This is a genomic window from Vibrio sp. YIC-376, from assembly GCF_052353105.1.
In the GTDB taxonomy this organism is placed as follows: domain Bacteria; phylum Pseudomonadota; class Gammaproteobacteria; order Enterobacterales; family Vibrionaceae; genus Vibrio.
In genome coordinates this window covers 91295-110935 of sequence record NZ_JBBWFK010000010.1, presented here as the reverse complement: position 1 = coordinate 110935, position 19641 = coordinate 91295, and the positions used below count along the sequence as shown (strand labels likewise).

The 19641-nt window shown below is 47.0% G+C and carries 21 protein-coding genes; 7 read left to right on the top strand and 14 right to left on the bottom strand.

Annotation, left to right across the window (positions count from 1 at the left end; genetic code table 11):
• Positions 1–77 precede the first annotated feature (77 nt).
• Together WJM94_RS18350 and bioH are read right to left on the bottom strand one after the other, a co-directional pair.
• On the bottom strand, positions 78–542 hold the full coding sequence (locus tag WJM94_RS18350) for an ATP-dependent Lon protease (protein WP_444495641.1): 465 nt from the start codon (positions 540–542) through the stop codon (positions 78–80).
• 131 nt (positions 543–673) lie between these two features.
• A complete protein-coding gene (gene bioH, locus WJM94_RS18345; protein ID WP_444495640.1) occupies positions 674–1441 on the bottom strand; it encodes a pimeloyl-ACP methyl ester esterase BioH in 768 nt (255 codons plus the stop codon).
• A gap of 84 nt (positions 1442–1525) precedes the next feature.
• Here bioH and WJM94_RS18340 point away from each other — a divergent pair, with 84 nt between their 5' ends.
• The 4 genes from WJM94_RS18340 to cysQ all read left to right on the top strand — a co-directional run bounded on the left by WJM94_RS18340 (position 1526) and on the right by cysQ (position 4528).
• On the top strand, positions 1526–2248 hold the full coding sequence (locus tag WJM94_RS18340) for a ComF family protein (RefSeq protein WP_444495639.1): 723 nt from the start codon (positions 1526–1528) through the stop codon (positions 2246–2248).
• Between the two features lie 97 nt (positions 2249–2345).
• The gene (gene nfuA, locus WJM94_RS18335; protein WP_444495638.1) at positions 2346–2930 is read left to right on the top strand and encodes a Fe-S biogenesis protein NfuA; all 585 of its coding nucleotides are present in this window, start codon (positions 2346–2348) and stop codon (positions 2928–2930) included.
• A 156-nt stretch (positions 2931–3086) separates the two neighbouring features.
• Positions 3087–3653 carry an ADP compounds hydrolase NudE gene (gene nudE / locus WJM94_RS18330; RefSeq protein WP_444495637.1) on the top strand — a complete coding sequence of 189 codons (567 nt, stop codon included), beginning with the start codon at positions 3087–3089 and terminating at the stop codon, positions 3651–3653.
• Positions 3654–3700: 47 nt separating this feature from the next.
• Positions 3701–4528: a 3'(2'),5'-bisphosphate nucleotidase CysQ gene (cysQ, locus tag WJM94_RS18325; protein WP_444495636.1), complete on the top strand. Its 828-nt coding sequence runs from the start codon at positions 3701–3703 to the stop codon at positions 4526–4528.
• 285 nt (positions 4529–4813) lie between these two features.
• Here cysQ and WJM94_RS18320 read toward each other — a convergent pair whose 3' ends face one another.
• From WJM94_RS18320 to gspC, 12 genes are read right to left on the bottom strand one after another with little or no spacing between them, the layout of a single operon-like run.
• Positions 4814–5572, bottom strand: coding sequence for a type II secretion system protein N (locus tag WJM94_RS18320; RefSeq protein WP_444495635.1), 759 nt, complete (start codon positions 5570–5572; stop codon positions 4814–4816).
• Between the two features lies 1 nt (position 5573).
• Positions 5574–6065: a type II secretion system protein M gene (locus tag WJM94_RS18315; RefSeq protein ID WP_444495678.1), complete on the bottom strand. Its 492-nt coding sequence runs from the start codon at positions 6063–6065 to the stop codon at positions 5574–5576.
• A gap of 7 nt (positions 6066–6072) precedes the next feature.
• Complete coding sequence (gspL, locus tag WJM94_RS18310; protein WP_444495634.1) at positions 6073–7272, bottom strand: type II secretion system protein GspL; 1200 nt, start codon at positions 7270–7272, stop codon at positions 6073–6075.
• The gene (gene gspK / locus WJM94_RS18305) at positions 7241–8251 is read right to left on the bottom strand and encodes a type II secretion system minor pseudopilin GspK (protein WP_444495633.1); all 1011 of its coding nucleotides are present in this window, start codon (positions 8249–8251) and stop codon (positions 7241–7243) included. The genes gspL and gspK overlap by 32 nt, the downstream gene beginning before the upstream one ends.
• Positions 8244–8909: a type II secretion system minor pseudopilin GspJ gene (gspJ, locus tag WJM94_RS18300; protein WP_444495632.1), complete on the bottom strand. Its 666-nt coding sequence runs from the start codon at positions 8907–8909 to the stop codon at positions 8244–8246. Before gspJ ends, gspK begins: the two co-directional genes overlap by 8 nt.
• On the bottom strand, positions 8896–9285 hold the full coding sequence (gene gspI / locus WJM94_RS18295) for a type II secretion system minor pseudopilin GspI (protein ID WP_444495631.1): 390 nt from the start codon (positions 9283–9285) through the stop codon (positions 8896–8898). The genes gspJ and gspI overlap by 14 nt, the downstream gene beginning before the upstream one ends.
• Positions 9272–9871 carry a prepilin-type N-terminal cleavage/methylation domain-containing protein gene (locus WJM94_RS18290; protein ID WP_444495630.1) on the bottom strand — a complete coding sequence of 200 codons (600 nt, stop codon included), beginning with the start codon at positions 9869–9871 and terminating at the stop codon, positions 9272–9274. The genes gspI and WJM94_RS18290 overlap by 14 nt, the downstream gene beginning before the upstream one ends.
• Positions 9872–9902: 31 nt before the next feature.
• A complete protein-coding gene (gene gspG / locus WJM94_RS18285; RefSeq protein ID WP_444495629.1) occupies positions 9903–10346 on the bottom strand; it encodes a type II secretion system major pseudopilin GspG in 444 nt (147 codons plus the stop codon).
• Between the two features lie 60 nt (positions 10347–10406).
• A complete protein-coding gene (gene gspF, locus WJM94_RS18280; protein ID WP_444495628.1) occupies positions 10407–11624 on the bottom strand; it encodes a type II secretion system inner membrane protein GspF in 1218 nt (405 codons plus the stop codon).
• Positions 11624–13126, bottom strand: coding sequence for a type II secretion system ATPase GspE (gene gspE / locus WJM94_RS18275; protein WP_444495627.1), 1503 nt, complete (start codon positions 13124–13126; stop codon positions 11624–11626). Before gspE ends, gspF begins: the two co-directional genes overlap by 1 nt.
• Positions 13126–15144: a type II secretion system secretin GspD gene (gene gspD, locus WJM94_RS18270; protein ID WP_444495626.1), complete on the bottom strand. Its 2019-nt coding sequence runs from the start codon at positions 15142–15144 to the stop codon at positions 13126–13128. Before gspD ends, gspE begins: the two co-directional genes overlap by 1 nt.
• Positions 15145–15180: 36 nt before the next feature.
• Entirely contained in the window at positions 15181–16104 is a 924-nt protein-coding gene (gene gspC / locus WJM94_RS18265; protein ID WP_444495625.1) for a type II secretion system protein GspC, read from the bottom strand.
• 252 nt (positions 16105–16356) lie between these two features.
• On the opposite strand from gspC, the gene hslR reads away from it, so the two are divergent.
• The 3 genes from hslR (at position 16357) to pckA (ending at position 19616) form a co-directional block, all read left to right on the top strand.
• Positions 16357–16743, top strand: a complete 387-nt coding sequence (gene hslR / locus WJM94_RS18260) for a ribosome-associated heat shock protein Hsp15 (RefSeq protein ID WP_444495624.1) — start codon at positions 16357–16359, stop codon at positions 16741–16743.
• 30 nt (positions 16744–16773) lie between these two features.
• Positions 16774–17649, top strand: a complete 876-nt coding sequence (hslO, locus tag WJM94_RS18255) for an Hsp33 family molecular chaperone HslO (RefSeq protein WP_444495623.1) — start codon at positions 16774–16776, stop codon at positions 17647–17649.
• A 338-nt stretch (positions 17650–17987) separates the two neighbouring features.
• The gene (gene pckA / locus WJM94_RS18250; RefSeq protein WP_444495622.1) at positions 17988–19616 is read left to right on the top strand and encodes a phosphoenolpyruvate carboxykinase (ATP); all 1629 of its coding nucleotides are present in this window, start codon (positions 17988–17990) and stop codon (positions 19614–19616) included.
• Positions 19617–19641: the final 25 nt, after the last annotated feature.

Below are 19641 nucleotides of genomic sequence, written 5' to 3'. Positions count from 1 at the left end.
CGCTGCTCTAAAGCCCCAAACTTGAAAAGAAAACGCTCCATTCAGAAGCTCTGATTGGAGCGTTTTTATTTGAGTTGTCACAATACTGCTATCACGTCTGACGGTGTATGGGGCGCGACCGAGTGACCATAATGAAATTTGATTACTTTCCTGCGCCTTTCCATCAATCCTTGATTGATCACAGCATCCAGAATGCGCTTTGGTAAGCGAAAGCGTATCGTATAGCCTTTGCCCTGCTCTTCACTGTACGATTTGAGTGCCAACAAACCGAAAAGCCGCTCTAATGTATCGGCGGGCTCTTCGGAGTAATGAGCGTCGACTTCTGGCTCCACGTCATAACCGGGATGCTCTGAAGGATCCCAAGCCGACTGACGCCGCCGTTTGTCATCACCTTTTACTCTACGTTCTGCGTTCGTTTTCACCAATGCTGCCATCGAAGTAACAGGTTCTCGCACTTTGTTGTCTCGAGCCGCTTGCTCCGTTTGCACATTCACGGATGGGGCGATCAGTGGCACACTTACATTGCTTGGTGACACAATCATTGCGAACCCTCCTCAGAGTCGCCCAACACGTCAATCTGGCTAGCGAATAAAGCCTGACTTACACTCTGTATCGCTACATCGCTTTATCGACCACTTTTTAAACAACTTTAGCTTTTTTACTTCACGGCTCGTTAGCGGTAAGCAAATTCTCGCACTTGAGCACAAAACGCATCATGTTCGGTCATGAATGGGGCGTGAGAAGATTGGCTGAAAATAACATGCTCGGTATGCGGCAGCTGTTCGTTCAGATCGTTGGCAACTTTAATCGGTACCAGACCGTCTAGCCGTCCATACAAACGCAGCATCGGCATGGTGAGTGAAGAAAGCGCTTCGCGTAGATCAACTTCCGCCAAAATAGTTAAACCCACCAGCAGTGATTCTGGATTCGGCTGAGGACGAGAGAGCACCGCTTGCTTAAGCAGTTTTACGTCTTTACGTGCTGACGGACTGCCCATCGCTTGCAGAGCCATAAAACGTTCAATCGTAAGTGAGAAATCCTCAAGAAGCTGAGCGGTAAAAGCACTCAGTACCGTCGGCTGGATACCACGCCACGGTTTTTCAGCTGCAAATTTGGGAGAGCTGGCAACGGTGATCAATTTGCTCACCCGCTCCGGAGCGTTAAGTGCAATTTGCGTTGCAACCAAACCACCTAACGACCAGCCAAGCCATACCGCTTTTTCTGGCGCACTTTCAAGCACCATCTGTGCGATGTGGGCTAAATCTTCACCATGATGCTCAGCACTGTGACCATACCCGGGAAGGTCAACCACATGCACCCGAAAACAGGACTGGAGGGACTCGACCGTTTGCTGCCAAACCGCACCATTCATTCCCCAGCCATGCAGCAACACCAAGTCCGGTCCCTGACCAAACGACTGCCAGTGTAAATTCGTGCTCATGCTCTCAATCTCTCCCACTTAACTTAGTCCTTACGGTTTCACTCAAGCGTTAATCTGTGCAAAATCTAACCTTGAATAAGCGGTATGTTATCTCATCACTGGCAAAACATCATGCATCACGTGCTCGGCAGCCAATGCGGTTTGTGTCGACTGCCACTGACTACGCCTTCACAACCCAATGCGCTGCGTTGGTGTAACCATTGTTTTCAGTACCTTACCCCAATAACAAGGTGTCCAAGCTGCGGTTTAGCCATGACGAAAGAAGAAACCAGTCATACCCAGTGCGGCAACTGTTTGGCCGATCCGCCGCCATGGAAACGCCTCTTCACTCTTGGCGATTACGGCTTTCCACTTTCGCACGAAGTGCAGCGTTTTAAAGATCATGGCGAGCTCTGGCACATCGACGCTCTGACTCAATTGCTCGCAGAACGTATTCCGACGCCCGCCCCCCTCATTACCAGCGTTCCATTACATTGGCGGCGTTACTTATCTCGTGGTTTCAACCAAAGCGACCTACTCGCCAGACATTTGGCAACGCATCTGCAAAGCGATTGTGATTGCCAAATATTTCGCCGTGTCAGACATGCCGATTCACAGCGAGGCCATACACGGTCTCATCGGGAGCAAAACTTAAAAGGGGCGTTTGTACTCAATAGAAAGCCGATGTGTAAACACGTTGCGATTGTTGACGATGTGGTCACCACAGGCAGTACGGTACGGCAATTATGCGAATTATTACTTGAAGTTGGTGTAGAAAGCATCGATATTTACTGCATCTGCAGAACACCTGCTCCTAGTTCTCTCTAGATCGCTTCACTATGACTTAGCATCAAAAAAGCTAGACCCATACGTCAACAAGAGTAGAATAGCAGCAGTAACCTACAATTTTACTCGGGTATTCGTCGTGTCAAATATTACTATTACAGAAACTGCGCAAACGCATTTCGCTAATCTTCTCGGCCAACAGCCGGAAGGTACAAACATTCGTATTTTCGTTGTGAACCCAGGTACACAAAACGCTGAGTGTGGTGTGTCTTACTGCCCACCTGAAGCAGTGGAAGGAACTGACACAGAGCTCTCTTACAGCGGCTTTTCAGCATTTATTGATGAGCTAAGCCTGCCATTTCTTGACGATGCTGAAATCGACTTCGTGACCGATAAAATGGGTTCTCAACTAACGCTAAAAGCGCCAAACGCTAAAATGCGTAAAGTGTCAGATGATGCGTCACTTGTTGAGCGTGTTGAATACGCTATCCAAACTCAGGTAAACCCACAACTTGCAGGCCATGGCGGTCACGTAAGCCTGGTTGAAATTACTGAGCAAGGCGTCGCTATCGTTGCATTCGGTGGCGGTTGTAACGGCTGTTCAATGGTCGACGTTACACTTAAAGAAGGCATCGAAAAAGAGCTGCTAAACCAGTTTTCTGGTGAGCTAACAGCGGTTCGTGATGCAACAGAACATGACCGTGGTGATCACTCTTACTATTAAGGTGAGTGCAGTCAATTAAAGTGGGAGGCTCGGGTCTCCCATTTTTGTATCTGGCAGTTACAGCGATAAATTCCAGCTAGAAACTCACGCAGAGTTCTCATATATTAAGAACCTTACTCACACAACATGAGTCAACGACACCAAGGAGCCAGCGCTATGTCGAAAAGGACCCCACCAGAGATTCTCTCTTGCCAGACGGTCGCGAAATCAAAACTGTTTGCAGTGGAAGCCCTCGACCTTCGCTTTTCTAATGGCGAACATCGTACGTATGAACGAATGAAACCAAGTGGTCGAGACGCCGTCATGGTTGTGCCTGTCACCGAACAAGGTGACCTGTTGTTGGTACGTGAATACGCCGCTGGTACCGAGCGCTATGAACTGGGCTTTCCCAAGGGTCTTATCGATCCGGGCGAAACGCCACATCAGGCTGCAAACCGCGAGTTGAAGGAAGAAATTGGCTTTGGTTGCAATCATCTGATCCCACTCAAGCAAGTGATCCTCGCTCCTTCTTACTTTTCGAGCAAAATGACCCTGTTTTTAGGTCAGGCGCTGTATCCGGAAAAGCAAGATGGCGACGAGCCTGAGCCACTGGAAGTAGTACGTTGGCCACTGGCGCAAGCGGAAGAACTATTAACGCACTTGGATTTTAGTGAAGCTCGCAGCATCACCGCCTTGATGTTAGCGCTGAGACATTTACCCAATACCACTCACAACAACCGATAACAACAACATAAGAGCCGAATCTTCGTTGTGAGTAAGGACAATCACTTATGCCTATGACAAAAGATCTATCTCACCTGCTTCCTCAAGTTATCGAGATCGCTCGCAGCGCCGGACAGCTGATCCTCGATATTTATCAAAAAAAACAATACGAAGAATACACCAAAAGTGATGAAACCCCTGTCACCAGCGCTGATATTGCCGCGCACAAACTCATCACTGAACGCTTAAGCGAGCTAACACCAGACATTCCTGTTTTGTCTGAAGAGGCCGCAGACATCAGCCTTGAGAAAAGAGCGCAATGGCAACGTTACTGGCTGGTCGACCCTCTTGATGGTACGCAGGAATTCATCGCACGCAGTGGCGACTTTGCCACTATTATCGCCTTAGTAGATGGTAATAAGCCGACCATGGGTGTGGTGTACGGGCCTGTATCTGGAGTGACATATTACGCGTACAGTGGTAAGGGTGCCTGGAAAATTCCGGATATGTCAGAGAGCGTAAGAATACATACCCACAAACACGAACATCCCGGACAGAACATTGCGATTGCGATCAGTCGCCGTCAGGACATCAACCGTATCACCAACCGTATGAGCAGCGCCTGGAATTACGAACTGATTCCGTTGGGTTCTGCGGCATTGAAGGCTTGTTTAGTGGCCGAGGGGGCTGTGGATTGTTATCTGCGTTTAGGCCCTACCGGCGAATGGGACACTGCCGCAACACAATGCATTGTTGAAGAGGCTGGTGGCCGTATTCTGAGTACTCAGTTAGAACCACTGTCTTACAACGAACGAGAAACTTTGGAAAATCCGAACTTCATCGTACTCGGTGATGAAGGGTTACCTTGGGATGACATTCTTCAGCGGAAAGATTAATTTCACAGCAGTCACCGAACAAAAAATCCATAAGGCCACGAATCCAATTCGTGGCCTTTCTTTTTGTGCCGTACAGCGTTACGGGTATTTGGTCTACTATGATCCAAAAGCTAACCAAGCTGTACAAAAACAAACTAACTTAATACTAATCAATAGGTTAATGTTACAACCTTTAAATGGACAGTTATCTTGTACAGCAATCAAAGGGTTTGGCCTACCATGATCCAAAAACAAAAAGAGCTGCACACTGGCAGCTCTTTTTCTATTTTTGCTTAAGACAGTAGCCTAAAATCGTCCTTTATAGTCGAACTCATATTGGCCTTGTGCGTTTGGCTTACCCAGCCACTGCAGTTGCTCGCTCATGTTTGGAGGAAATTCAGCGCCCGGTTTAAACCACGCTTTAGTGGAATAACGCTGATTTGGCATTAACTCTGCAGAGAAAGCCGCAGAAACCTGCTTGCTGTTTTGCTCACCAGATGCCTTCAACAAGCTGTCTTGGCAATTCAAGTTCGCAACCACTGGACCAAGTTCAAGGTTTCCTAATGGGCTTTTAATACCGCTGGCGCTCCATACCAAAGTACCTTCACCCGTTTCGCACCATGGTTCAGCGTAAGTCGCATGGCTAATGTTGAGCTCTAACTGACCATCAACACCGACTGGAATTGGTAGCCGTGCCTGCTCAACCACTTTGATTGCAGGAAGCGATGCCACCAAGTTCTTCACATAAGCACCGCCAAAACCATAACCGACAAAACCACGCCCTCGGACATCCATATCGCTACCACGACCAAAACGTACTGAGAATTCTGCTTTTCCGGTAAACAGTGCTGACCATTGGAAATCCCAACTTACTTCCCCCAGGTTTTGACTCTGCCAACGAACATTGGATGCCTGACCTTGCCAAACCGTGCCCTGAGCCCCCTGAATATCTAAGCCTCGCACATTTGGGCTTTGCTTGAGAGCCCAGGAAACTGGTAATCCCATCAGTAAACTGACAGAGAAGAAGGCGATAAAGATTACAACGTAAAGTACAACTCGCTTCACTTTATCCTCTCTTAAACTGCAGACGGTTCACATCAATCATGCCCGCTTGATCCGTTCGGTCAATATCCAGGAATTCCACTTCAATACCTTGTTGATCCTTCAAGTAACGTAGCCAATCAACTAACTGATTAAAAGCCAATGGCTGTATCCATACCTGAACGCTCTCATTGCGGGGCTGAACACGTATCAGCTCGACTTGATAACGGCGCGCCGAAGAAGATATCAGTTGGTTGAGCGGCTGATTAGAGTAACTCACACCTCCACTCTTGCGCAGTGCTGTGATCTCATCCGCCTTATCTTGCACCCACGCAAGAAGCTGTATCTCACTTTGAATTCGAGATTGAGCCAATTCCGCTCGTTGGCCGATCGGTTGGAGAATTCCCCAATAGATGAGACCAACTATCGCAATAGCACCACACCCCATCATCATACGCTGTTCACGCTGCGAGATGGCACTCCACCAAGTTTGTACTTGAGCGATTAAATTCTTCATCATCACCTCACAAACGCTTCAGAACAAAACTGCCTATCACAATCTTATCGTTGCGATTAAGCTGTCCTTGCTCAACGTTAAATTTCTCAGCCAGCTTTACGCGTGCCTGTTCAAACGGCTGGAAATCGGAACTGCGGGCTTGAATTCTGACTTCACCACGCTGGCCATCATATTTAAAGCTAGTGATCTCCAAATCTTTGACCTGACCAAGCGTTGAAGGCAGGGCTGCCAGCCACGACAACATAGCTTCATCACTAGAACCACCAGACAAACGACGCTCTTCATCCGTCATCTGACGTTTAAGGTAGCTCACAGTCGGAATGCGATTTCTATCAGGGAATACCTGGCGGAAAATTCGTTCACTTTCATCACGATAGGCCTGAGCTTGTGTCTCGTACTTATGCACCATCAACAATTGCTGAGCCACCACAACCACCAGCAACACAGCCGCAGTAATTGCCGCTTTTTGCCAGATTTTCCAATACTTACCCCAGGATGATTTTGGTTTAAACTCGCCGGTCAATAAGTTTATTTTGCTATCAGCAGCACCTTTAGCTAACAGACCCATAGTCATTTCTTCTGGCTGGGGTACCCAGACTTCACTGACAGCAGACTCAGGCACTGAGCTATAACAGTCCAGTCTCCAGCCTTCATGGTTTTGTAGATAAGAGGAAAGGTAGAGGTCTAACCATGATGCATCGACCACCGCGCCTTCTGTCTGAGAGTGACGAATCAGCCACTGATGGCCAATGACGGCCGCGCTACTGTTTTCATTGACTGGTAATGCCAAGACGTCCGGTAAGATGCGCTTAATGAGCATCCCGTGGCTAGAAAAGCGCTGTAATACAGCCTGAATCCAGGCACGTTCGACCGCACAAACTTGTGCTTTGCCAGGTTGCTTGCTTAAGATTGTAAAGTGAAGATTATCGACATCCTGTGCGACCTCATCTTCCACAAGATAGGGCAGCATGGTATCAAGCCGGCGTTCTGCACCGGCAGGGATATCCACTTGAGTGAGCACCACATCGTTACTCGCCAGTAAAGCAAACACCGGACGCTGGTTGGCATAAGAAACCAACTCATCCAATCGTTCCCACCCGGCAATTTCGCCGCTGGCAATCACTTCCTGCTGCTCTGTCGACCACACCACCCAAGGAATGGTACTTTGTTGTTCGCTACTCAGCCGAACGGTCAGAAACTCGCTCACTGATCCCTCCAAAACGACGGCGTACTACCGTCACCGTATCTCTGTTTTTACTTTGCAAAAGGCTTTGGATACGCACGCGTGAATCATCCACCAGCACTTGTGCATCTAATTCGAAGAAAGCACTATCGACACTTAAATACGCCTTTGCCTCTTTCGTTACCTCTTCGCTCAAGCCAGCTAACTCTGACTCAGCTAAAAATGCTTCAATATTGCTCCATCCATCAAATGGACGTTTTTCAATCAACTGTACCGCATCACTACTGCCTAAGCCCGGAGAGAACATCGCAACTAAAATTGGGGCTTGTTCAACCTCGATGGTATTTACATTTAGACGCCAGTCATCACTTGGAAGCGCACACACTAAAGGTGCTAACTTTTCATAGTACTCGCCACTCACTTGATACACGGAGCGTAATTCCGTTTTATCTGCCATCCAGCTATTTGCCGCAAGGTAACTTGGTTTCATCGCTTCATACGTGCTGTCTTCCACACCTGACATCGTGCGAACCACTGAGTCACTGTCAATGTATTCCCAGGTAGAGTCTGCAATGACTTCGGCCTGATATGACTCAATGTCCAACTCTTCAAGTAAGCGCCGCAAAACCTGAACCAAATAGGGCCGAACGGTTTGATCGCCTGTGGACTCAACGCTGCTCAATACGTTGAGATTAAAGCAAGCTTGTTTGTCCCATATACGCCCGGTTGCCTGCCCATAGTCGAGAGGATAAACTTGATCCTTAATCGCCCAAGGCTGGCTCATGTTAATCGTATCGGTATCCTTAAAACTCTGCTCAATACCGACTATTGCCAGCGCTTCTACCCCTACGCTATACCAATACGCTTGTTGATAATTAATCTGGTTACCACCACGCTGAAACTGGACAAACAGACGCTCCGACATGCTTGCTGCCACTGTCGTCATAATCGCCAACAGCATAAGAACAATAAGTAAAGCGACGCCGCGCTGACGATTAACCATTATCGTCTCCCTCCGACTCACTTAGCGTTCCATCGGGAGTCAGATAAGTTCTGGTGATTTTGCCGTAGTCTTTTAGCGTCAGTACCACAGATACCGCTTTAGGCAAGGAATCACTGCTATCCCAATCACTTTGCCATTGCGAACCGTCGTAAAAGCGTAAATCGAAAGATTCGACTTGAGTCAGCAGTGGAGTGACGATAGCTTCCTGCCCCACAGGCGTGTCTGGATAACGCCACCAGATACGTTGCAAAGCGCCACCTTTTAGGCGGTAACCAACTTTAGTGACCTCTCCGCGAGGAAACTGTTGTTGAGGGTTATGCCACCCCAAACGTGCGAACATCACCCCTTTAGCGTCTGAATCCAACAGATAATCCGACCAAAAAATCAGTTGGTCTGCAGGATCTTCACCTTCAGTTCGTGTACGGCGCAATGCAATTTGGCGAAAATCATTGTCCATCATCACCATCGTGCGCTGAAGTTCATTCAAACGCTCTGTGCGTTCTTGAGACAACTGATTGCTACGCTGTATCTGTGACACCACTTGGTACGCCGCAACACTCAGGCTGGCAAAGATAGCAATCGACACCAGCACTTCGATAAGTGTAAAACCTTTTTGCTTATGCTGCTTGGACACGAACTGCAATCTACTTCGCCACATAGCTTCTTACCGTCACAACTGGACTTGCCTCTTTTTCTGTCGCGACACTCACATCAAATGCTTTCAGCAATGGCTGCGTTGTGGCGATTGGAGACACTTTCCAGTACCAGGTGCGTCCCGCGAGCTCCTCAGTGCCGTTTTTGGCTTTCAGCTCACCAGTATCCAACATCACATTGGCCATCTGATTATCCACAACCATAGCTGCAAACATTTTTTCTTCTAAGTAGCTAACTGTATTGATGTTCTGACTCACAGAACGAATGACACTGATAGCCGCCGTTGCAAATATCGCCAGAGCAACCAGCACCTCAAGTAACGTCATGCCTCTTACACGACGAAGACTTAAATTAGGGCGAGTTTGCTTAAAATCGTGCATTCTCATCCCCTTCAACTTCCTCACCCGGCGCTAACAATAAAATTTGCCCAGATTCTTTACCTACCACGCGCCAGCCATCATTTAAAACATCACCACCCTTAGGAAAGAATGACAGCGTAAACGGTGTCAGCTCTGCACTAGAAAAGACAAAAACTTGCGGGGGCTTAATTCTCTCCTTTGCTTTATGTTCCGCGAACATTTCTTCATCGAACAGAGAACCAGGCTCAAACAAGCGGTCGTCGTCTTCCCAAGCACCGCCCCCCAACTCCAATTGCAAAGCAATACCTTCATCAAGTGAAGTTTTACTTGGTATCTGCCTCATTTTAAGTGGTTTCCAACCTTCGGTAGTTAAACTTAACAACTCATACGACGCGGCAACGTCGTCGACTTGAACACCAAAATCTTTACCACTAAGTACAGCTTCTTCATTAAGCAATTGTAAGCGCTGGAAGAAACTTTGAGCGTATTGTTTTGAAAGGTCTTTTTGACTGGTAGGTAATGTAGAGATCACTGCTACGGCGGTCAGTGATAATAAAACCAGCACCAATAGAATTTCTATTAATGTAAAACCTTTATGTTTTCGCATTCGCTTCATTGGTGCTGGCTTAGGATCAGTTTTATTGGAAATCTTGCATGTTCCAGTTGCCAATATCGGCTGCTGGTCCTTCACCGCCCTCTTGACCATCTGCACCTAGTGTGAAGATATCAATCGTGCCATTGTCACCTGGGCTTAGGTACTGATACTCATAACCCCAAGGATCGTTTGGAAGACGCTTGATGTAACCACCGTCACGGTAGTTACGTGGCTCTGGGTTTGAAGGTTTGTTTACCAATGCATCCAGACCCTGATCCGTAGTTGGATAAACGTTGTTATCTAGCTTGTACATGTCCAGTGCATTTTCCAAAGCAACAATATCTGTGATCGCTTTTTGCTGATCCGCCTTCTCTTTGTTACCAAGTAGGTTTGGCACGACAAAACTTGCCAGAATACCCAAGATAACGACAACCACCATTACTTCTAACAGTGTGAAGCCGTGTTGTTTACTGCGCTTAAATTTCATTTTTTTCTCCGAAAGTTAGATTCAAGGGATACCTTTAGTAGACATCCCTTAACCCGAATATTATCCGCTCATCAAGTTATTCATTTCTAGCATTGGCATCAAGGTCGCCATAACAATAAAGAGCACAAGACCAGCCATCAATGCGATTAAGACTGGAGTAAAAATACCCAGAGCAATGTTGACTGTCGATTCAAAATTTTGGTCTTGGTTATCCGCAGCACGCGTCAGCATGCTTTCCAGCTCACCACTCTGCTCACCACTGGCAATCATATGCAGCATCATTGGCGGAAATAACTGCGTTTGATCAAGAGCTTTACGCAAACTGGAGCCTTCGCGCACGTTTTCCGCAGCCACCAACACTTGCTGTTTCACGTATCGGTTCGACATAACATCAACCGCGACACGCATCCCTTCAAGGATCGGGATAGCACTTGAAGTACATATTGAAAGCGTTCGCGCAAAACGCGCAGTATTCAGACCTTTAGAGATCTTGCCTAATAGCGGCAGCTTAAGGATTTTCTTATCCCATGAAAGTCGAAAGTCGGGCTGTTGCAATGCAAGCTTGAGACCGTAGAAACACACGACCACCACGGCAAAGATAATTAATCCCCACTCTTGCACAAACTCACTGGCAGCAAGAAGGACTCGTGTAGACTGAGGCAGTTCTTGCCCCATCTGTATGATAGGTTCGATAATTTTCGGTACAACGGTCGCCAGCAAAAATGAAACGATAGCAACGGCAAAAACCACCAGAACCACAGGATAAATCATCGCCTGTAGCAGCTTAGAACGCATCTTCTGACGGTTTTCGACGTAGTCTGCCAAACGCTCCAGCACTGAATCTAAATGACCAGACTTTTCACCCGCAGCAACCATTGAACGATACAATTCATCAAACACATGAGGATAATCCCCTAAGCTGTCGGCCAGAGGGTAACCTTCCGTCACTTTTGAACGCACAGAAGCAATCATGGAACGAATCCGCGGCTTGTCCGCTTGTTCAGACACGGCTCTCAAACATTCTTCCAGTGGCATGCCCGATTGCACCAATGTCGAAAGCTGACGGGTGATCAAAGCCAATTCGGCAGTTTTAATTCCTCGCTTGAACCCGACCGACCCAGAAGCTTTGGCTGCTTTTTCTTTGGTTTCAATCACCTCAACAGGGAGCATCCCTTGGTCTTTAAGACGTTGGCGCACCTGACGAGCGTTATCCCCTTCTATGGTGCCTTTCTTTTGTTTACCTTTTGCATCCAGCGCTTTGTAATCAAATGCCGCCATTACGCTTCCTTCGTCACTCGCATCACTTCTTCCAGTGACGTAATACCACGACGTACTTTGCTTAGACCATCACTACGAATGCATGGAGTATGTTTCCGAACCACTCTCTCGATTTCGAGCTCACCCGCTTCTTTATGAATCAACTCTTGGACTTTCTCATCAACCAAAACCAGCTCGTGAATACCAGTTCGACCTCGGTAACCTTTTTGATTACATGATTCACAGCCTTTAGCACGATGCAGAACCAAGGATTCATGCTCAGACATATCAAACAGTTTCTTCTGCTCGGAATCCGCTTCATAAGGCTCTTTACAATCCGGGCAAAGAGTACGCACCAAGCGCTGAGCTAACACACCAAGCAATGAGGATGAAATCAAGAAAGGCTCGATACCCATGTCACGCAGACGGGTGATCGCACCGACGGCAGTGTTGGTGTGGAGAGTCGACATCACTAAGTGACCGGTCAACGACGCCTGAACCGCAATTTGTGCCGTCTCCAGGTCACGGATCTCACCGACCATCACGACATCCGGATCCTGACGCAAAATCGCACGCAAACCACGCGCAAAGGTCATGTCCACTTTGGTATTAACCTGGGTCTGACCAATGCCATCGATATCAAATTCGATCGGATCTTCAACCGTTAGGATATTACGCTCATTACTGTTTATTTCTTGCAGGCCAGCATAGAGGGTCGTCGACTTACCAGAACCAGTCGGGCCAGTAACCAAGATAATTCCGTGTGGACGTTGGATAAGGTGACGGAAGTTATCGTGCACAGAAGAGGTCATCCCCAAGCTGTGTAAGTCAAGACGGGTGGCATTTTTGTCGAGTAGACGCATTACCACACGCTCTCCGTGTGAAGACGGCATTGTCGAGACACGAACATCGACTGCGCGACCACCGATACGTAGGGAAATACGACCATCCTGCGGGACACGTTTTTCCGCAATATCCAGCTTGGCCATGACTTTGACACGGGAGACTAAAAGCGGTGATAGTTTGCGGCTAGGTGTGAGCACTTCACGAAGCACACCATCAACACGGAAACGAATAGAAAGTTTTTTCTCAAACGTTTCAATATGAATATCGGATGCGCCTTCTTTGATCGCCTCACCCAACATCGCATTAATCAGTTTAATGATTGGCGCATCATCTTCTGACTCCAGCAAGTCCTCATCATGAGGCAATTCTTCCGCAAGTGAGAAGAAGTCATCACTGTCTGCACCGATGTCCTCCATCAACTGACGAGCTTCAGAAGAGTCTCGTTGATAGGCTTCCGTCAGCTTTTTATCGAACGATTCTTGATCGATGGACTGCGGCACGAAACTTTGTTTCAGGACACGGCGAACCTCCACAAGAGCCGCCGGGTTCAGCGGCTCAACGTAGTACAGAATAGGAGGGCGTTCTGGATGCTCTGTCTCCAGCACCAGTTTAAAGCGATTGGCAAAACTGAATGGCAGACGACGCATGCTTGGCGTTGTGTCTAACATATCTACCATTAGTTCACACTCATTTGATCAATAAAAGCTTGGATTTCAGCAGGATGCTGACGGTCTTTACCGTACTCTGGCATCAACGGAATCTTATCATCAGACATCAGCTTCAAACCCTGCTCCGCTTTGTACAATTGTTCTGCACGAATGAAATTGTATTTACGCTGAGTAATGCCGTCTGCAGTCATACCATCACGAATGATGGTTGGCTTAATGAACACCATTAGATTACGTTTTTCCGTTTGGGTACTGGTTGACTTAAACAAGTGACCCAAAATTGGAATATCACCCAGAAGCGGAACTTTAGCCTCACTCTCTAAAGCGCGCTCATCCACCAATCCACCCAGCACCAGCATTTGACCATCTTGAATCATCACAGAAGTATTGAGCTGACGCTTAGCAAAGCGAACATCAACCGCGCCATTCGCGCCCAACACGTTCGATACTTCTTGCTCTATAGTCAGCTGCACTGAGTCGCCTTCGTTGATTTGCGGTACGACCTTAAGCTTGATTCCCACTTCTTTACGATCAACCGTCTGGAATGGGTTATCGTTGTTTGACCCCGCTGTCGAGCCTGTAATAACCGGCACTTCCTCACCAACAATGAATGACGCTTCACCGTTATCCATTACCGTGATACTCGGAGAAGAAAGAATGTTTGAGTTAGAGTCCGTCGCCACAGCATTAATTAATGCTGTCCAGTCCCCCAAAATGATACTCACTGCAGCACCGTTGACACCGCTAAGCGCTGACGCGAGTGTTGAATAATCGCCAGAATCAGTCACGTCATACGGAACACGATTACCATCCGAGTTGTAATAATACTCGGTGCTTGTAGTGTTTTTCGCTTCTTCCAGACCGATCATTACTTCGCCGATTTGTGCACCTGATCCGTACTGAATGACAGTACCCGATTCTAGTGAACCCCACTGAACGCCCAGATTAATACCATCGCCTTCAGACATTTCGACAATCAACGCTTCGATCAGAACCTGTGCACGACGAATATCAAGCTGAGCGATGACATCTTGTAACGCTAGCATGATGTCTGGCGGCGCAGTCAGAACAAGCGCATTGGTTGCTGGATGCGCAGCAATCACGACCTCACCACGCTGAGAAGATGCTTTTTGCCCCTGACCGGCTTGCTTTTCCGCTTGCAGGTTGTCAGACACACCTTTAAGCACCTCAACCAAGTCTTCCGCTTTGGCGTATTTCAGGTAAACCACGCGGTTATTGCCTTTACTCGCCATCTCCACATCTAACTGGCGAATGAGACGTTTCAGGCGTGCACGCACTTTTGGATCGCCCGAAATCAGGATCGCGTTGGTACGCTCATCTGCAACGATTTTAGGTTCAAGGAATTCCGGAGTGCTTTTCTGGTTAGTGCTTTTATTTAACGCTTCAACAATACGTACCATCTCTGCCGCAGAAGCATTTCGTAGTTCCACCAGCTCAATATCTTTATCACCAGCCTGGTCAACTCGTTTAATGATTTCAGCCAGACGATTTACTACTGCAGCACGACCAGTGATCAGAATGATGTTAGCCGGATCATAGTGAACCACGTTGCCGGCACCAGCATTATCAATCAACTGGCGCAGCAAAGGAGACAACTCTCGTACTGAAACATTACGAACCGCTACGACTCGGGTGATCACACTATCGCCTTGCGCGCTACTATCACCTAAAACTGGAATTGCAGAAGTCTTCGAGTCTTTCGCTTTAATAACTTTGAGTACGCCATTGTCCATTTCTACGACTGCATAGCCATATACTTCCAGTACGTTAAGGAAAAAGCTGTAATATTGCTCTTCATTCAGCACGTCATAGCTGCGGACGTCGATTTTTCCGCGTACCGAAGGGTCAACTATGATTGTCTTTTCTAAGTTGCGACCAACTATGTTGATAAATTCTTGAATGTCCGTGCCTTTAAAACTGGCACTAAATTCGTTTGCTATCGCACCCGGAGCGCAGAGTAGGCTCCCGGCCAATAACCAAGCACTTTTGCTTAACCAATGTTTCACGTATGTCTCCCTACACTTACGCTGATAGCCTAAGTATTATAATTGGATATAGATCTCGTACTGTTGACCATCACGCTCAACAGTCAAATTCAGCTCTTGCGGATCGCTCATTATTTGCATCACTTCTGCTGAAGATGCCGGATCACTTAAATCGATCCCATTTAGCTGCACTGCGATATCACCAGGCTCTAAGCCCACATCATTAAACAATGCCGCATCACGACCCGGCGCTACTCGATAGCCCACAATGTCATCACCATTTTTCACTGGCGAAATACTGATGTATTTAAAGACGCTCTTCGGATCTTGAGAAATCTCTTCACGAATTTGTTCTAGTTTATCGCTTGGAGCTGATGCCGCAGCTTGCTGAGCAGGCTGAGAACGTCTCGCCTTCGGTGATTCCGATAGCTTGTTATACTCAATCCCCTGCATCATGAGGGTTTCGTCACGGCCTTGGTTCTCGATGATCACTCGATCCACTAACACTGCCTTAAGCGTCGCACGTGTACCTTCGATCTCTTCACCAATGCCATACGTCGCTTGCTTACCACTATTCGCTATCACCGCTAAGCTAGTTTGCGGCTGGTTGCTAGCCACAGCCCCCACGAGAGTTAAGTTTAGTCGAGTTTTCGGCGCGTCTTTAACAACTGGTTTTTCGATGATGACAGGTTTCTGTTCTGTGTACTGACCGAATAAGTGTGCATTCTGAAGGGCATTAAAATCAATGGCGTCATTTTTGTTGCTGGCAATAGCATTGCTTGCTGATGGTTTCCAAGAACTCACATCAGATGTTTGAGGTATCGCTAACCACACTATTTTCGCGAGCACCCACCCAGTTAGCGCAATAAATAAGCAAGTAAACAGCAAACTAAGCTTGGTTTGAATCGCGAGGTTGTTGGATTTCATCTGAGCCAGTAGCGGGCTGCTTGATAATCCAGCACTCAGCTCTATTCGCTTCACTAAATTGATTCCTTTCTTTCGATGTAGGTCGAACCAGCTATAAAAAAAACATCGACTCTATCTTGCTAAAATGACAGTAAAATTACTATTAAACAAATAGCAGTAAACTATACCATAACGAATATTGGTTACCTTTTTTCTTCTTCGGTTTTTGCCAACTCCCTTGAAAAAAATAGACCTTGACTCCATTTGAAGGTGAATAATCCATCACTCATTGCCTTAAAAAGCAGTGGTTAGATAGTGTAGTTCTGTATGAGTTCCCTAAATGAAGCCGTCAGGCTAGATAAATGGCTTTGGGCCGCAAGATTTTATAAAACCCGCTCTATCGCTCGTAACATGGTCGATGGCGGTAAAGTCCACTATAATGGTCAACGAACAAAGCCGAGTAAAATCGTTGAATTGGGCGCTGAAATAAGACTTCGTCAAGGCAACGAAGAAAAAACGGTTATCATCGAGATAATCTCTGATCAGCGTAAAGGCGCACCAATCGCACAGACTCTGTATCGCGAAACTAATGAAAGTATAGCGAAACGTGAGGAACACGCGACACAACGTAAGCTTAATGCCCACAACCCAAGTCCGGAACGCCGCCCAGATAAAAAGCAGCGCCGAGATATCATTAAGTTCAAGAACCAATAAAAGCCGGAAATACTACGAGGAAATCACTCCATGGCAAATAATGTTTTAAACCGCTACCTATTTGAAGATCTTTCAGTTCGTGGCGAGTTGGTACAATTGGATGAAGCGTACCAGCGTATTATCTCCAGCAAGGAATATCCGGCAGCATTACAAAAACTGTTGGGCGAGCTACTCGTATCAACCACACTTTTAACAGCAACGCTTAAGTTCGAAGGCTCTATCACGATCCAACTGCAAGGCAATGGTCCTGTTTCTCTTGCGGTAATTAATGGCGATGACAAGCAGAAAATTCGTGGTGTTGCTCGCTGGGAAGGCGATATCGCCGATGATGCGAACTTGCACGATATGATGGGTAAAGGTCATATGGTAATCACCATCGAACCTAAAATGGGTGAACGTTACCAAGGCGTTGTTGGATTAGAAGGTAACAATCTGGCTGAAGTACTGGAAGGCTATTTCGCGAACTCTGAGCAGCTAAAAACTCGCCTTTGGATCCGTACAGGTGAATTCGAAGGAAAACAGCATGCAGCAGGTATGCTAATTCAGGTTATGCCTGATGGCACTGGTTCTCCTGATGACTTTGAGCACTTAGAGCAGCTGACTGATACAGTAAAAGACGAAGAGTTATTCGGTTTAGAAGCCAATGAGCTACTTTACCGCTTATACAACCAAGATAAAGTGCGCCTGTACGAGCCTCAGCCTGTGTCATTCCAGTGCGGCTGTTCCCGTGAACGCAGCGGTGCAGCAATTGTCACTGTTGAACAAGCGGAAATTTATGACATTTTGGCCGAGGAAGGAGCTGTGTCTTTACACTGTGATTACTGCGGTACCACTTATACGTTTGATGAATCAGAAGTTGCAGAACTCTATATGCAAGCTGCTTCAGGAACTAAAACGCTGCATTAATTTTTACAGCTTACCAAGCACGTAATTTTCCCGTCAAAAGGCCAGCGCATGCTGGCCTTTTTGTGATCCGACCCCCGTAACACCTCGCTTTGAGCGTAATAAAATAACTGCTTAATTTTAAGTAATTAATAATCCTTTTGCCCTAGCGTAATGGATTGCCCGCACGATAAACTATTCCAGCCAATATGTGACGGGTTACCTAAAACCTCATTGAAAATATGGATAATTTTTGAACTATCTCCCTGTTTTCTCCCCACCCCGTTGCTAGCATGGTGAGCAGATAAAAAAATAAAAACATTCTTACAAAATCCCTACAAAAATCCTTATAAGGAGCACCTATGACCGTTATGGAACATAATAAGGCTGCAACACTTGATCTAACCAAGCACGGACTGCACAACGTCGCAGAGGTTATACGTAACCCAAGCTACGAAGTGCTGTTTGAGGAAGAAACGCGTGAAGGACTAACCGGTTACGAGCGCGGCGTGGTTACTGAATTAGGTTCAGTTGCTGTTGATACAGGCATCTTTACTGGTCGCTCACCAAAAGATAAATACATCGTGAAAGATGCAACGACAGAAGAAAACATGTGGTGGACTTCTGACACGGTAAAAAATGACAACAAGCCTATCAGCCAAGAAGTTTGGAATGAGCTAAAAGAGTTAGTGACAAACCAACTTTCGGGCAAACGCCTGTTTGTGATTGACGGTTACTGTGGTGCGAACCCTGATACACGCCTGAGCATTCGTGTTGTTACTGAAGTTGCGTGGCAAGCTCACTTCGTTAAAAACATGTTCATCCGCCCAACAGAAGAAGAGCTCGCCTCGTTTGAGCCAGATTTTGTGGTGATGAACGGTGCGAAATGCACCAACCCGAAATGGGAAGAACAAGGCCTTAACTCTGAAAACTTCACTGTGTTCAACCTGACTGAGCGCATGCAACTTATCGGTGGTACATGGTACGGCGGTGAGATGAAGAAAGGCATGTTCGCAATGATGAACTACTTCCTTCCTCTTCAAGATATCGCATCAATGCACTGTAGTGCGAACATGGGTAAAGATGGCGACGTTGCGATTTTCTTTGGCTTGTCTGGTACGGGCAAAACCACCCTTTCTACCGATCCAAAACGTGAATTGATCGGTGATGATGAGCACGGCTGGGATGATGACGGTGTGTTTAACTTCGAAGGCGGCTGCTACGCGAAGACCATCAAACTGTCAAAAGAAGCTGAACCAGATATCTACAACGCAATCCGTCGCGATGCATTGTTAGAAAATGTCACCATACGTGACGATGGCTCTATCGACTTTGATGACAGCTCTAAGACAGAAAATACCCGTGTGTCTTACCCGCTTTATCACATCGACAACATTGTGAAACCTGTCTCCAAAGGCGGTCATGCCAATAAAGTGATCTTCCTTTCTGCAGATGCGTTTGGCGTACTTCCTCCAGTGTCTAAACTGACTCCGGAGCAAACTAAATACCACTTCCTTTCTGGCTTTACTGCCAAGTTAGCCGGTACAGAGCGTGGTATTACTGAACCAACGCCAACCTTCTCGGCATGTTTTGGTGCAGCGTTCCTTACTCTTCACCCAACTAAGTACGCAGAAGTACTGGTTAAACGTGTGGAAGCGGCTGGTGCCAAGGCTTACTTGGTGAATACTGGCTGGAACGGCACTGGTAAGCGTATCTCGATTCAAGATACGCGTGGCATCATCGATTCGATCCTAGATGGCTCGATTGAAGACGCACCAACTAAGCACATTCCAATCTTCAACCTGGAAGTACCAACTTCATTACCAGGTGTACATTCAGGCATTCTGGATCCGCGTGAAACTTACACTGACCCACTGCAGTGGGAAAGCAAAGCAAAAGATCTAGCAGAACGCTTTATCAAAAACTTTGATAAGTACACAGACAACGCAGAAGGTAAATCTCTGGTTTCTGCTGGTCCACAGCTTGACTAATGCCACGCGAAAGACTGAGTTGAAG

Excerpts from the sequence above, each read along its gene's own strand:
- gspJ (WP_444495632.1), bottom strand. The coding sequence starts at position 8,909 with ATGTGGCGAAGTAGATTGCAGTTCGTGTCCAAGCAGCATAAGCAAAAA.
- hslO (WP_444495623.1), top strand. The coding sequence starts at position 16,774 with ATGGCAAATAATGTTTTAAACCGCTACCTATTTGAAGATCTTTCAGTT.
- nudE (WP_444495637.1), top strand. The coding sequence starts at position 3,087 with ATGTCGAAAAGGACCCCACCAGAGATTCTCTCTTGCCAGACGGTCGCG.
- gspG (WP_444495629.1), bottom strand. The coding sequence starts at position 10,346 with ATGAAATTTAAGCGCAGTAAACAACACGGCTTCACACTGTTAGAAGTA.
- gspI (WP_444495631.1), bottom strand. The coding sequence starts at position 9,285 with ATGCACGATTTTAAGCAAACTCGCCCTAATTTAAGTCTTCGTCGTGTA.
- gspK (WP_444495633.1), bottom strand. The coding sequence starts at position 8,251 with ATGGTTAATCGTCAGCGCGGCGTCGCTTTACTTATTGTTCTTATGCTG.
- hslR (WP_444495624.1), top strand. The coding sequence starts at position 16,357 with ATGAGTTCCCTAAATGAAGCCGTCAGGCTAGATAAATGGCTTTGGGCC.
- cysQ (WP_444495636.1), top strand. The coding sequence starts at position 3,701 with ATGCCTATGACAAAAGATCTATCTCACCTGCTTCCTCAAGTTATCGAG.
- gspE (WP_444495627.1), bottom strand. The coding sequence starts at position 13,126 with ATGGTAGATATGTTAGACACAACGCCAAGCATGCGTCGTCTGCCATTC.
- pckA (WP_444495622.1), top strand. The coding sequence starts at position 17,988 with ATGACCGTTATGGAACATAATAAGGCTGCAACACTTGATCTAACCAAG.
- bioH (WP_444495640.1), bottom strand. The coding sequence starts at position 1,441 with ATGAGCACGAATTTACACTGGCAGTCGTTTGGTCAGGGACCGGACTTG.
- WJM94_RS18350 (WP_444495641.1), bottom strand. The coding sequence starts at position 542 with ATGATTGTGTCACCAAGCAATGTAAGTGTGCCACTGATCGCCCCATCC.
- WJM94_RS18290 (WP_444495630.1), bottom strand. The coding sequence starts at position 9,871 with ATGCGAAAACATAAAGGTTTTACATTAATAGAAATTCTATTGGTGCTG.
- gspF (WP_444495628.1), bottom strand. The coding sequence starts at position 11,624 with ATGGCGGCATTTGATTACAAAGCGCTGGATGCAAAAGGTAAACAAAAG.
- WJM94_RS18315 (WP_444495678.1), bottom strand. The coding sequence starts at position 6,065 with ATGAAGAATTTAATCGCTCAAGTACAAACTTGGTGGAGTGCCATCTCG.
- WJM94_RS18340 (WP_444495639.1), top strand. The coding sequence starts at position 1,526 with ATGTTATCTCATCACTGGCAAAACATCATGCATCACGTGCTCGGCAGC.